The following is a 13,898-nucleotide window of genomic DNA, read 5'->3' as shown; positions in this document are numbered from 1 at the left end:
CGGCCGCACCGGCCGGCTCCGCTCTGCGACCGGCCCGGATCGTCGGTAACGATGAGAATGGCACAATTTCAGTCACGCGTACGAGCCGGTTGATGACATAGGGTAGGAACGTATCGCAACCGCCCCAGTCCCCGGCGGTGTCCTGGCCACAGGCGCATCACCGGGAGCACTGGTTGCCTACCTCAGAGAGCTATGCCGCGCTGGTCGTCGACCGCGCCACCACACCACGGCTGACCGGGATGCACGGTGTCCCGAAACAGTGAGTCGGGCTACTGTGCCGGGGTCCGACCAGATGATCGGTCTGTGGCCACCGATGGCACCGCTTCCCTTGAGGACCATCTCGTCGCCATCGCTTCGATCACCGTGAGCCTTGCCGAGCAGGTCAGCTACGCGTCGGTGACCGCACCGCGCGCTGGCTCGTTGACGACCGTGGCGACCAGCAGCGACGTCGCACTGGCCGTCGACCTGGCCCAGTACGCCGATGCCGCCGGCCCCTGCCTCGACGCCCTCACCTCGGGCAAGGCGGTGAACGTCCCGGACATCGCGGCAACCGCGACGTGGCCGGGATACCGCGACATGGCCCGACGCCTCGGCATACCCGCGTCACTGTCGATCCCGCTGTTCGCCGATGGCACCGTGGCGATCGCCGCCCTCAACCTCTACGGCCGCAGTCCCGACCCGATGGCATCTTTCACCAGTGGCGTACGGATCGCCTACGACGTCGACCCGACCCGGGCCGGACAGCCCGCCGCCGCGGATGCCGGCAGGGAACAACTCATCACCGGGCTCGTCGCGGCGCTCCAGGTTCGCGACCTCATCCGACAAGCTCTCGGCGTCGTCCTGGGGTGCCAGCACCAGCCGGCCAGAACCTCCTACCTGGTTCTCCGCAAACGGGCATCCGCGGCAGACGTGTCCTCGCCGTCATGGTGAGGAAGCATGGTTCAGCCGGCAAGGCCGCGCTCGCGGTCGTACGCGTCCCGGGCGGCGGCGATCGCCTCGCGATGGCGTTGCGCCCAGCCGGTGAGGCTGACCAGGGACTCGTAGAGTTCCCGGGCCATCTCGGTGGCGACGTACTCGACCCTCGGCGGCACGGTGGGAAAGACGGTACGGGTCAGCAGGCCGTCCCGTTCGAGGTGACGGAGGGTAAGGGTGAGCATCCGTCGGCTGATTCCCTCGATGGACCGCTCCAGTTCGGTGAACCGGACCGGACCGTCGCTGGCGGCGATGATGATCCCGATACTCCACTTACCGCCCACCCGGTCGAGAACCTCACGAACCGTACAGGCGCTGGTGTGCTCGGCCTGGCAGGACTCCTGCGTGTTCGGCTGGGACATGGCTGCGCCCTCCTTACCGGCCCCATGATCCCACCACGGGCCCGGTAGCGCCTGGTCACCCCTGAAGACCGGCGATAGGCCGGCATGTGTCCGTCCGGCCGGCGACAGTCGAGGGGGCTGCCGCCGGCCGGACGGGTTGCCGGGCCTATCGTCGGGTACGGCGGTCCGGGCCGCCGTACCCGACGGTCGGGGTCACGGGCTGTAGGCCTTGACCTCCAGCAGCCCGACCGAACCCGCTCCGCTGGTCAGCGCCACCCGCAGCCGGGAGGTGCCGAGGCTGGGGAAGGTGACCCGGTTGTACTGGTTCAACGCGGTCGGATAGCCACTGGCACCGGGCACGTCCGCGTACGCGCTGCCGGTCCAGTACTGGAGCTTCCAGGACGCCGGTACCCGTACTCCCCCGTTGTCGTCGAAGAAGTAGACCTCGGCCGAGGTCAGGGTCCGGGCCGCCGGCCAGGTCAGCTCGGCCCACTGGGCGCCGGTGTTCGGCCAGGTGCCCCAGCGCGGGTTGACGGTGTCGTTGGAGCTCGGCGGGTCGATCCCGTCGTTGAGCGCGGCCACGCTCTCCCAGGTCGAGGTGTACGACGCGGACGGCGTCGCCGCCCCCGCCACGTTGCCGCCGGGTTCCGGCTCGGGATCGGGATCGGGGTCCGGGTCGGGGTTCGTGCCGCCCCGGTTGTAGATCTTGATCTCGGTCAGCCCGGTCTTCGCCGCCCCGGAGGCGTGGGTGAACTGCACCCGGAGCCGGGCGGTGCTGGCCGGGGTGAATCCGACCCGGTTGTAGTTCGACTGCGGGGTGCCCGGGGACTTCGCCTGGGCCGCCGCGTCGACCCAGGCCGTACCGTTCCAGTACTGCACGTTGTACGACGCCGGTGGCCGGTACCGGTTGGTCGCCCGGTCGTTGCGGAACCACAGTCGTACCTCGTCGACGGCCCGGGACTGCCCGAAGTTCACCTCGTACGAGTCGACGGCGTTCGGCGAGCCGTAGCCGCCCCAGATCGGCTCGTTGATCGGGAAGCCGTCGATCGCCGCCCCGGTCGAGGTGCCGGAGGCGGTGTACGACGCGGTCGCCGTCGCCCCCTGGGCCAGGTTCGCGGTCGTGGACGTCAGGTCCGCGCCCGCCTTGGCGAACATGTCCACCATCCGGGCGCTGTTCTGCACCACCTGCTGCGGAAGTTGCAGCCCGGCGACGGCGGTGCTGAAGCTGGTCGTGCCACCGGCCGGCAGGGTGACCGCGCCGGTCGCCGGGTTGTAGAGCACCCGGGTGATCCGGTCCACGGTGAACGCCCGGGTGCCGTTCAGGTAGACCGAGTAGCCCTGCGGAACCCCGGAATACCGGGTCACCCCGTCGGCCGGGTCGTCCCAGACCACGCTGAGGTCCATGTTGCGGTACTTCAGGTTGTTCACCGCGAAGTGCGACCAGTTGATGTTGATCGGGGAGAGTTCGATCTGGTTGTCGTTGCGCGGGCGCAGCCCGGCGACGTCCTCGACCACGGTCCAGTTGCTGCTGCCCAGGATGTTGTGGTGGATCCAGGACCGGTAGTTGATGGTCCGGCTGGAACCGTTCCAGTCGGCCCAGAACTCGTTCGCGTCCGGCCACTGGGTGTTGCCACCGATGTACTGCGCCCAGGCGTTCCAGTAGAGGAGCTGCTTGTAGTTCTCGGCCGTCATCCACTGGTTCGGATAGTTGCGCAGCACCGAGGAGTAGAGCCGGAACTGCACCGTCGAGTTGATCGTGGAGAAGTTGTTGCTGCCCGGCTGGCCGGCGGCGGCAGCCGCCGCCTTGTCCCGCTGGTTCGCGGTGAAGAACGGGAAGATCGGATACTCCGCCGGGTCGTCGTAGAGCCGCAGCGCCTGCCGGTACTGGTCGGTGTTCGGCATCAGCCCGACCGAGTACGGGTAGTAGTTGTTGATCTCCTTCCACGGCACGTGCGTGTTGGTCGAGACGTGCTTGTGCTCCAGCAGTTGCCGGGACGGGTTCCACAGCACGTTGACGATGCCGTCCCGGATCCGGTTGGCGATCGTCTGCATCTCGTTCGCCTTGGCCGTGTTGCCGAGCAGCGTGTACGCCTGCACCGCCGCCATCGCGTTGCTCCAGACGTACGCCCCCTCGGCGCGGTCGAGGTTGCCGGACCGCCAGTGGAACGACACCGCGTCGGCGTCGTTGCCGGTCATCGCGCCCCAGTCGTACTCGATCACGCCGTTGTTGTTGGTGTCGTACGTCGCGAGCTGGCCCTTGACGTCCTGCTCGGCGTACCGGGCCAGGTTGGCCGCGATCGCCGGTTGCCCGCCGTGGATCTGGTAGCTGCGCCAGGCCGCCTCGGCGACGTACTGGGTGTAGGAGTTCGACCAGTTCTCCGGGTCCCCGGGGTTGTCCATGAACCGCCCGTTGCGCGACACCTGCCCGATCGAGGTCCACGGCCCGTACGAGTAGATCGGGTTCCGCAGGTACTTCAGGTCGTCGATGTGCATCGGCTGGGTCAGCACGATCGCGTTGTTGTAGCCGAGCGCCCCCTCGACCGAGGTCGGGAACTGGAAGTCCTGGCCGGGGATGTCGACGTCCAGGTAGTTGAAGCGCATCAACCACCAGCGGTAGTAGACGTTCTTCTTGATCGCCGCGTCCGGCACGTCGATGTACGGGATGTTCTCCGCCCACCACCGGTTGTACGCCCGGACGTGCGTGGCGAACGCGGTCGCCGGGGTGTAGCCCTGGTAGGCGTTGTACTCGGCCAGCGATTCCGGGATCTCGTTGGCCACGAACCCGAGCTGCACCTTGGTGCGCAGGCTCGCCCCGGCGGCGAGCGTCACCGACCGGTTCAGCCCGCCGGAGCTGACCGTGAAGCCGTCTCCGGACAGCCGGGGGTAGAGCGTGGTCAGCCCGTTCTTCACCGCCCGGGTACCGGTCAGCTCGCTGCCGCTGCCCGTGGTGGCGTACGGCGAGGTGGCCCGCAACTGCACGGTCGCCGAGCCGGAGCCGGTGTTCACAACGTTGAGGTTGGTCACCGCCACGTTCTGTCCGGTGATGAACTTCGACACCTCGACCCGGACCGAGCCGCTGGTGTAGACGCCGCGCCAGTGGCTGGGCGACTGCCACCGGCTGGACACCTGTTCGGTGAAGGTGCCGGGGGTGACCGCGACCGCGTACGCGTTCTGGCCGCTGATGTTGTCCCAGTACGCGGCGTTGCCGCCGAAGCCGATCACGGACGGGTTGTGGGTGTACATGAACATGCCTCGGCCCCGGCTCATCAGCCAGGTTCCGGCCGGGTCGTTGCCGGGCCGGCCCAGCAGCCGGTCCATCCAGAAGTCGGTGCCGCCGCTCTCGGCGTTGTAGATCGCCTGCATGGTGTTGCCGGTGTCGTAGCCGACCGGTGGCGCCGGAACGGCCGGTCCGGAGAACGTGGGAAAGCCGATGGTCTGCGCGGCCATGGCCGGCGTTCCGGGTGCCGCCAGGGCGCCGGTGGCAGCCAGTACGACCACCAGCCCGGCCGCCCGGAATCGCCGCTTTCTGCCCGGTGCGAACCGCATCGGGTCACCTCCAAGGGGGTTGTGGTGAGGTGGGCACGTCCGGCGTGGACGGGGGTGGGTCCGCTCCGGAACGACGGTCACAGGCCGGTCGCGTTGAGGTCGGCGACCTCGGCCGCGCTCAGGGCCCGGGCGTAGACCCGGAAGCCGTCCACCGCGCCGGCCAGGTACGGGTCGCCGGAGTACTGCGAGCGGCCGATCCAGTTCTGGGTGGTGCTGCCGAGCCCGGACGGCCGGGTGGTCAGCGCGGTGTTCCGGGCCACCTCGACACCATTGACGTAGAGCACGCCGAGGTTGCCGGTCTGGGTGACCACGACGTGCGTCCAGGCCCCGACCGGCAGCGCGGCCGGAGCGTTGATCTGCTGCTCGGCCCCGGCCCCGCCGCTGGTGATGGCGAACCGCGCGGTGCCGGTGCCGCTCTGCGGGGTGAGGAACAGGTATTGCCCGGTGCCCGAGCCGAAGTCGAAGACCCGGGCCCAGGCCGTCGCGGCGGTCCGCCGGACCCAGGTCGCGACCGTGAACGCGGTCGCGCCGGCGAGCAGCCCGGCCGGCAGCCCGACGTGCGCGCCGGTGCCGTTGAGGTTGACCGCGCTCCCGGTCCGGCCGGTCGTCCAGGTCGCGCCGCCGGTCAGGGTGCCGGTCCGGCCGTTGCCGGTGGCATCGGCGGCCGAGGTGCCGGCGGTCTCGTCGAGCCGGTAGTGCGCGACGAACGGCGCCGGCGGGGCGCCGGTCACCGTCCAGTAGACCGTGTACCGCTGCCCGTGCATCTTGTAGAACGGCAGCAGGGTCACCGAACCGGTGCTGGCGGTCCCGGTGTACTGCAACGGGGTCGACGTCGCCCGCAGGCTGGCCGGGTCGAGGGTGGGCAGCGCGGAGAGGTTGGTGCTGCCGTACGCCCCGGCGAGCACGATCGGTCCGTGCTTCACCGCCTGCACGGTGCTGTTGTCCGGGGTGGCCTCCCGGGTCAGCGCCATCGGCAGGCTGATCTCGACCACGTCACCGGAGGCCCACGTGCGGTTGATCCGGGCGAAGCTGCCGGCCGTCACGCCGGACTGCACGGTGCCGTTGAGTCGTACCTCGGCGCCGGTGGCCCAGCGGGGAATCCGGATCCGCAGGTCGATCGCGCCGGACCCGGTGACGGTGAGCCGGCTCGACGGCGCCTCCGGGAAGGTGGTGTCCTGCTGGACCGTGATGCCCCGGCCCGGCCAGACCAGACGGGAGGCGGCGAAGAGGTTGACGTACAGGATGTCGCCGTTGTGGAAGTAGATGCTGTCGGCGAGCTTGGTGTGCGTCTCCATCCCGGTGCCGTGGCAGCAGGAGAAGCTGTTGTAGTCGTTGCTGTACGTCTTGATCCCACCGGCCCGCAGCGGTATGTAGTAGCTGTGGAAGCCGTGCGACGAGCTCGGGTTCTGCGCGCCGATCAGGTGGTTCCAGAGCGCCGCCTCGTAGTAGTCGAGGTAGTCCAGCCGGGCCGGGTTGGTGAAGAAGAGCTGCCGGGACAGCTTCAACATGTTGTACGTGTTGCAGCACTCGCAGGTGCTGTCGGACAGCTCGCTGGCGATCCGGTTCGGCGCCTTGAAGTACTCGCCGTTGGAGTTGCCGCCGATCGCGTAGGTGTGCCGGCCGACGACGATGTCCCAGAAGTTGACGGCGATGTCGCGGTACCGGGTGGTGCCGGTGGCGTGGTACTCCCGGATCGCGCCGAGGGCCTTCGGGATCTGGGTGTTCGCGTGGTAGTTGTTCAGCGCGTCGGTGTTCGCCGCCAGCGGGTCGAAGATCTCGGCGTGGTCGAAGTAGCGGGCGGTGGCGAGATGGTCCGGGTTCTCGGTGAGCTGGTAGAGGTTGGTCAGCACCTCGTTCATCCCGCCGAACTCGGTGTCCAGCATGTTCTGCCGCTGGGTCTGGGTCAGCCGGTCGTTGCGGAACTTGACCCAGGCCGCCATCCGGACGAGGACGTCGAGCGCCTGGGCGTTGCCGGCGAGCTGGTGCATGTCGAGCAGCCCCGCCATGATCTTGTGCAGCGTGTAGTACGGCGCCCAGACCTGCTGCCGGGCCTCCACCCGGTCGATGAAGCTCTCCGGGTACGCCGAGAGGTAGCCGGTGTTGTAGCCGGCGGTGGTGGCCCGGTTCTGGCAGATCGCCAGCTGCGCGACGAGGTAGTCCCCCTTGGTCTTGAACGCGGCCGAACCGGTGTTCGCGTACGCCTGGGCCAGCGCGGTCAGCAGGTGTCCGGTGGAGTGTCCGCGCAGTTCGGTCGTTGGTGACTCCCAGCCCCCGCAGGCGGTCGCCGAGGACGACAGGCCGTAGTTGAGCCGGAAGGTGTGCAACAGCCGATCGGCGTCGACGAAGTTCAGGTAGGCCTGGGTACGGCCCGCGTTGGCCTGGAACGGGCCGGCCAGCAGGGTGACCGCGGACAGCGGAAAGGCGTACGCGGAGACGCCGACGTCGGGCCGGGCCGCGACGGCCGGCTGGCCCGGCAGCGCGCCGGCCACCGTCGCGCCCACCACGGCGGCGGCGCCGGTCTGCAACAGGGATCTACGGGACAGGGCGGGGTGGTGCATGGTGGTGGTCACCTCCGGGGGTGGGGGTCGCCCGGCGTGCGGACCGGGCGACCCCGGGTGAAGTCGAGCGGCCGGATCAGTAGCCGTAGCGGCTCTTCAGGTGCCGCCACCAGTCCCGGAACATCCAGCGATCGAACTCCGTGATCGAGCTGGCGCTGCCGGCCTTCATGATGAAACTGTTCACGCCGGTCGGGGTCCAGTCGTAGAAGTCGTCCAACCCGTAGGTATGGCCGATCTCGTGCAGCAGGATGGTCATGTTCTCGGCATTGATGTTGTTCATGAAGTACTCGCGGCCCATTCGCTGGCCCCAGTCGCCGCCGGCACCGCCGCCGAACCCGTCGGTCAACCAGAGCGACTGGTCGTAGTGTCGGGACGGGCCGCCGGGACAGTTCGGGTACTGGCCGCTCTGGTTGAAGAACCGGCCGCAGGGTGCCGCGCACTGCGGTGCGTTCTCCCGGATGTCATTGACGTAGATGTCGACCGAGGTGTCCGACCACTGCAACTGGGATCGGTTGCGGACCGCCCAGCCGACCACCCGGATCGGCACATTGGTGTACGGGAACGCGTTGTGTCCGACCATCACGTCCATCCACTTCTTGTGCTGCCGGGCCAGGGCCGCGTGGATCTGGTCGCGCTGAGCCGTCGTGACGTTGGCCGAGGAGTCCCAGCGGACGCAGTAGTTGACGTAGCCGCCGTTGGCGAAGAGCTGGTCCCAGCCGTAGTTGCGGAAGCCGTACAGGTTGCCGTTGTTGTAGGTCTGCTCCTGGTGTCGCCACACCTCGTCCAGCGGTGTCACCAGGTTCGACGGCGGGTTCCAGCCGGAGGCCGGCGGAGTGGTCGGTGGAGTGGTCGGGCCGCCGCCCGGTGCCTGGGCGTGTGCCTTGACCTCCAGCAGCCCGACCGAGCCCGCGCCGCTCTGTAGCACCACCCGCAGCTGGCTGGTGCTGACCGCGTTGAAGGTGACCAGGTTGTAGCGGTTGGCCGCGACCGGGTACCCGCTGGCCCCGGCGACGTCGGTGTAGGCGCTGCCGTTCCAGCTCTGCACCCGCCACGACGCCGGCAGCCGTACGCCGCCGTTGTCGTCGAAGAAGTAGACCTCGGCGGCCCGGATCGTCTGCGGCTGGCTCCAGGTCAGCTGCACCCACTGCTCACCGGTGTTGGGCCAGGTGCCCCAGCGGGGGTTCTGGGTGTCGTTCGACTGGGTCGGGTCGATCCCGTCGCGAATCGCTCCCACGTTCTCCCAGGCCGAGGTGTAGGACGCGGTCGCGGTCGCGGTCCAGGCCAGGTTGTCGCCGGGAGCGGCCTGTGCGACCCCTATCCCGGTCATCACCAGGCCCGCCGCCAGTAGCGGCACCATGGCCGGCCACCATCGCCTCATCGTCAGTTCCTCCTTCACTCAAGGGATTGATAAAGATCAATTTCTCGGCGCCGGGACCGCCAAGGGATCAGCGGCGTGGTGGGAGTCGGCGTTCAGCACACGATGGCGTACGAAAAGGTTTTCGGCAAGATGTTGCGTGCATTGCGGCGGTGTAACTTCGATCGACGGTCATGCCCGCCACCAGCTTTGATCACTGCCTTACATCCGAAAACGTTGACGAAACGTTTCGGCGCCGAGGCATAGACCGGCAGGAAGGAGTGGACCGGGCGGGTGGCGGGTAAGGCGACATACCGGCGCGACGGACGGTCGCGGGCGACGACGCGTGGGAAGGGGGCGGCGAATGTCGGCCGCGGCACCCGACCGACCAGCGGACCGGTCCCCGCAACTCCCGGTCGTGCTGACCGTCAACGCGGGTTCAGCCAGCCTCCGGCTCGACTACGTCCGGGACGGCGAGGTCGTCGACGGGCTCCAACGCTCCGAGCCGCCCGGCTCGGCCGGGGCCGACCGGGCCGTACAGGAGTTCATCGGCGCGCACGAACCGCCCGACGCGGTGGGCCACCGCCTGGTGCACGGCGGCGACCTGGTCCGGACCCCGACCCGGCTCGACGACGCGGTCCGCGCCGACCTGGACCGGCTGAACACCCTGGCCCCGCTGCACCTGCCGCCCGCGCTGCGGCTGCTCGACCGGATCCGGGACCAGCTTCCCGGCGTGCCGCAGGTGCTCTGCCCGGACACCGCCTTCCACGCGCACCTGCCGGACGCCGCCGCCACCTACCCGCTGCCCGCGCAGTGGCGCCGACGCTGGGGGCTGCGCCGCTACGGCTTCCACGGCCTCTCCTACGCGTACGCGCTGCGCCGGAGCGCCGAACTGCTCGGCCGCCCGGTCGACGGGCTCCAGCTCCTGCTGGCCCACCTCGGCGGCGGCGCCTCGGTCTGCGCCGTCCGGAACGGCCGCAGCGTCGACACCTCGATGGGATTCACCCCGCTGGACGGGATACCGATGTCGAAGCGCTCCGGCGCGGTCGACCCGGGAATGCTGCTCTGGCTGCTCGACGACGACCGGCTCGGTCTGGCCGAGCTGAGCGAGGGCCTGAACCACCGGGCCGGGCTGCTCGGCCTCTCCGACGGCCGGTCCTCGGACACCCGGGACCTGGTCGCCGCCGCGCCGCAGGACCCCGCCGCGGCGCTCGCGCTGGCGGTCTACGCCCACCGGGTACGCCGGGAGCTGGCCGCCGCCGCGACCAGCCTGGACCGGCTGGACGCCCTCGTCTTCACCGGTGAGATCGGCTGGGACCAGCCCGAGGTGCGCCACGACATCTGTGCCGGGCTCCGCCTGCTCGGCGTCGAACCACCCGACGGGGGCAACCGGGAGGTCGACTCGGTGGTCTCGGCCGAGGGGGCCGGCGTACCGGTGCTGGTCGTCGAGCCTCGGGAGGACCTCCAGGTGGCCGCCGAGACCGTCGCCGCGCTGCGCTGACTCCGCTCGGCAGACGGTCAGGCCATCAGAGCAGACCGTCAGGCCATCAGCCGGGTGAGGAAATCGCCGATTCCCTGGGCGATCGCCATCAGCAGTCCTCCGATCGTCTCGACCAGGTCGGCGGCACCGTCCGGCCGGAAGGCGATGAAGAAGACCAGGAACCCCACGAACAGCCAGGTCAGAATCTTCTTGGCAAGAACGGGCATCTTTCCTCCGCCGGGGCAATCCCCCGTCTCGTACGACCTGGATGACTTCGGTGTCACGAGAGCTGGCACGGCCGGATCCGCTCCGCCGGCGCGAGGAGCCCGTGCGGTCGGGTACCGCCCTCGATCGGCCCGACCTCCGCTCCGCCCACTCGTCCGGCGAACCGTCGGTCCCGGCCCGGTACGGGCCAACCGGCGATCGAGTGCTTCGCATCCCCGTCCTGACCGACCCGCAAACAGCTCCGGTGGAGCGGCCGGGCGGCCCCACGGAACGCCGGAGAGGCCGGTCGTACGCCTCGAACGACGGATCGCCCGATGTCCGTATCGTCCCGCATCCCCGCTACGTTGGATTATTTATACTAGAGCACGCCTTTAGCACGTATCACGGCTTATCGCCCAGTTGAGGTCCACGGGGAGCCGGACCGACCCGGGGTGGAGGCCAGGTTGACCAGGCGGGACAACCGGCGCAGCGTCCTGCGGCAGGGGGAGGCGACCCAGGTCACCCACATCGAGCTGTTCTTCGACGTGGTCTACGTCCTGGCCGTCACCCAGCTGACCGAACTGCTGCTGAGCCGGCTGACGCCCCTCGGCGCGGTCGAGGTCGCACTGCTCACGCTCGCGGTCTGGTGGGCCTGGGTCGACACCGCCTGGATCACCAACTGGTTCGATCCGGACCGCCCCCTGGTCCGGGGCATGCTGGTCACGCTGATGGGGATCAGCCTGGTGATGTCCTCGGCCATTCCCGAGGCGTACGGCGAACGGGGCCTCTGGTTCGCCGGGGCGTACGTCACGCTCGAGGTCGGCCGGTGCATCTTCGTCGTCGCGACCCTCGGCGAGGATCCGGGGCTACGCGACAACTTCCGGCGGATGCTGATCTGGCGGGTGACCTCCGCCCCGCTCTGGCTGGCCGGTGGGGTGGTGCACGGGTCGGCCCGGCTGGCCCTGTGGGCGACGGCGTTGGCCATCGACACCACGGCGGCGGTCGTCGGGTTCTACATACCGAAAGTGGGCCGGTCCAGGCCGGCCGACTGGTCCATCAGCGGTTCGCACCTGGCCGAACGGGCCCGACTCTTCATCATCATCGCGCTCGGCGAGTCCATCCTGGTCACCGGCTCGGTCTTCGCCGACCTGCCGCACGACCCGCCCACCCTCACCACGTTCGCCGCCGCCTTCCTCGGCACCGTGGCGCTGTGGTGGATCTACTTCGACCGCAGCGCCGACGCCGCCCAACGGGTCATCGACGAGTCCGACGAGCCGGGTCGGCTCGGTCGGTCGGCGTACACCTATTCGCACATTCCGATGGTCGCCGGCATCATTGTCACGGCGGTCGCCGACGACCTCACGCTGAAGCATCCGACCGGGGCCGCCGATCCCGCCGTCGTCGCCAGCGTGCTGGGCGGCCCGGTGCTGTTCCTGATCGGGTACGTGCTGTTCAAGAAGGCCATCTTCGGCAGCCGCCCGAAGACGCACCTCGTCGCGATCGTCGTACTCCTCGCGATGGCTCCGCTCGGCATGGTGGTCGATCCGATGACCCTGACCTGCCTCGCGACCCTGGTGGTGGCGGCAACCGCCGCCCACAGCACGTTCGTGGTGACGCACCGCGAACCGACCAACCGCTGACCGGAACGGCCGGAACACCGAAAGATTTCGCCGTACGTCGTCGACGTTCCGAGATCGTCATCGCCCGGCTTGCCGGGTCGGCTCACTCCGATGCTGCTCAACACCGAGATTCCGAAGAAACGGACCGAGGAACCAGCTCGGAACTTTTCCGGAGAAAGTTGACCTCTCCATCGAGCGATGCAAGACTTTCTATCCACTGCCATCGATCGCCGTACCGCCGCCCGCCGTACCGCCGTGCGGCGGGCCGCTGGCGCCTCGACTGGTCCCACACCGTGACGCCGGGACGGTTCCACCACCAATGATCCGTCCGGCCCTCGTAAGAAGGGGCACAAATGATCAGGACTTCCCTCGGTGGCGATGCCGGCCGGAGAGCACGACTCCGAGGCCGCTATGCGGTGGTCATCGGCGCGGTGGCCGTCCTCGCCGCCGCCGGTGCCATGGCCCTGCCCAACACCGCCAGCGCCGCGACGACGCTGGGCGCGTCGGCCGCCGAGCGTGGGCGTTACTTCGGCACGGCCGTCGCCGCGAGCAAGCTCAGCGACAGCGCGTACACGACGATCCTGAACCGCGAGTTCAACCAGGTCACGCCCGAGAACGAAATGAAGATCGACGCGACCGAACCGCAGCAGGGCCAGTTCTCGTACGGCAACGCGGACCGGATCGTCAGCCACGCCCGCAGCCAGGGCATGCAGGTACGCGGCCACACCCTCGCCTGGCACTCCCAGCAGCCCGGCTGGATGCAGAACATGAGCGGCAGCGCCCTGCGCCAGGCCATGCTCAACCACGTCACCCAGGTCGCCACCCACTTCCGGGGCCAGGTCACCTGGTGGGACGTGGTGAACGAGGCGTTCGCCGACGGCAGCAGCGGCGCCCGGCGCGACTCCAACCTGCAACGCACCGGCAACGACTGGATCGAGGCCGCGTTCCGGGCCGCGGACGCCGCGGACCCGAACGCCCAGCTCTGCTACAACGACTACAACACCGACAACTGGAACGACGCCAAGACCCAGGCTGTCTACCGGATGGTCCAGGACTTCAAGCAGCGCGGCGTACCGATCGACTGCGTCGGTCTCCAGTCGCACTTCACCGGTGGCTCGAACTACCCGAGCAACTACCGCACCACACTCTCCAGCTTCGCCGCGCTCGGCGTGGATGTGCACATCACCGAGCTGGACATCCGCAATGCGCCGGCCGACGCGTACCGCAATGTGACCAACGACTGCCTCGCCGTGGCCCGCTGCAAGGGCATCACCGTGTGGGGAATCCGCGACTCGGACTCGTGGCGCTCCGGCGAGAGCCCGTTGCTGTTCAACGGCAGCGGCGGAAAGAAGGCCGCGTACGACGCCGTACTGGCCGCCCTCAACAGCGGCACCGGACCGAACCCGACGACCACCCCGCCGGGTGGCGGCAACCCGACCACCCCGCCGCCGACCACGACCCCGCCGCCCGCCGGTAGCTGCACCACGTCGATCACCCCGGGCACGGTCTGGGGCGACCGGTACAACACCTCGGTGACGGTCAGCGGCGCCAGCAGCTGGACGGTGGTCGTGGCCGTCACCTCGCCGCAGCAGATCACCACCACCTGGAGCGGCAGCGCCAGTCTGGCCAGCAACGGCACCGTGCTGACGATGCGCTCCAACGGCAGCGGCAGCACGTTCGGCTTCACCACGATGACGAACGGCAACTCCGGCGCCCGACCGCAGATCAGGTCCTGCACCGCCGGGTGATTGCTCGGGCGGACCGATCCGACGACCCGCACCACCGCGATCGGACCATCGGCGCGGCGACCCTCGTGGTCGCCGC

Annotated in this window: 9 protein-coding genes; 4 read left to right on the top strand and 5 right to left on the bottom strand. The window is 69.2% G+C overall.

The genetic code is table 11. The features are described from left to right. Positions 1-303 precede the first annotated feature (303 nt). The gene (locus tag H4W31_RS28235; protein ID WP_192769402.1) at positions 304-930 is read left to right on the top strand and encodes a GAF domain-containing protein; all 627 of its coding nucleotides are present in this window, start codon (positions 304-306) and stop codon (positions 928-930) included. An 11-nt stretch (positions 931-941) separates the two neighbouring features. Here H4W31_RS28235 and H4W31_RS28230 read toward each other — a convergent pair whose 3' ends face one another. The 4 genes from H4W31_RS28230 to H4W31_RS43200 all read right to left on the bottom strand — a co-directional run bounded on the left by H4W31_RS28230 (position 942) and on the right by H4W31_RS43200 (position 8,795). Next, on the bottom strand, positions 942-1,334 hold the full coding sequence (locus H4W31_RS28230) for a winged helix-turn-helix transcriptional regulator (RefSeq protein ID WP_192769401.1): 393 nt from the start codon (positions 1,332-1,334) through the stop codon (positions 942-944). A gap of 192 nt (positions 1,335-1,526) precedes the next feature. After that, on the bottom strand, positions 1,527-4,859 hold the full coding sequence (locus H4W31_RS28225) for a discoidin domain-containing protein (RefSeq protein WP_192769400.1): 3,333 nt from the start codon (positions 4,857-4,859) through the stop codon (positions 1,527-1,529). Between the two features lie 77 nt (positions 4,860-4,936). After that, complete coding sequence (locus H4W31_RS28220) at positions 4,937-7,429, bottom strand: glycoside hydrolase family 127 protein (RefSeq protein ID WP_318783448.1); 2,493 nt, start codon at positions 7,427-7,429, stop codon at positions 4,937-4,939. Between the two features lie 64 nt (positions 7,430-7,493). Continuing rightward, positions 7,494-8,795: a cellulose-binding protein gene (locus tag H4W31_RS43200; protein ID WP_225945728.1), complete on the bottom strand. Its 1,302-nt coding sequence runs from the start codon at positions 8,793-8,795 to the stop codon at positions 7,494-7,496. Positions 8,796-9,189: 394 nt separating this feature from the next. Here H4W31_RS43200 and H4W31_RS28210 point away from each other — a divergent pair, with 394 nt between their 5' ends. After that, on the top strand, positions 9,190-10,272 hold the full coding sequence (locus tag H4W31_RS28210; protein WP_318783447.1) for an acetate/propionate family kinase: 1,083 nt from the start codon (positions 9,190-9,192) through the stop codon (positions 10,270-10,272). A 38-nt stretch (positions 10,273-10,310) separates the two neighbouring features. On the opposite strand, the gene H4W31_RS28205 is transcribed toward H4W31_RS28210, so the two are convergent. Beyond that, complete coding sequence (locus H4W31_RS28205) at positions 10,311-10,478, bottom strand: hypothetical protein (RefSeq protein ID WP_192769398.1); 168 nt, start codon at positions 10,476-10,478, stop codon at positions 10,311-10,313. Between the two features lie 441 nt (positions 10,479-10,919). Between H4W31_RS28205 and H4W31_RS28200 the strand changes: the two genes are divergently transcribed. Together H4W31_RS28200 and H4W31_RS28195 are read left to right on the top strand one after the other, a co-directional pair. After that, positions 10,920-12,095: a low temperature requirement protein A gene (locus H4W31_RS28200; RefSeq protein ID WP_192769397.1), complete on the top strand. Its 1,176-nt coding sequence runs from the start codon at positions 10,920-10,922 to the stop codon at positions 12,093-12,095. 332 nt (positions 12,096-12,427) lie between these two features. Further along, positions 12,428-13,822: an endo-1,4-beta-xylanase gene (locus tag H4W31_RS28195; protein ID WP_192769396.1), complete on the top strand. Its 1,395-nt coding sequence runs from the start codon at positions 12,428-12,430 to the stop codon at positions 13,820-13,822. The last annotated feature ends 76 nt before the right edge of the window (positions 13,823-13,898 follow it).

The sequence above is a fragment of the Plantactinospora soyae genome (assembly GCF_014874095.1).
Classification (GTDB): Bacteria; Actinomycetota; Actinomycetes; order Mycobacteriales; family Micromonosporaceae; genus Plantactinospora; species Plantactinospora soyae.
Note: the sequence above shows the minus strand (reverse complement) of the source record. Positions and strands in the feature narration are given on the sequence as shown.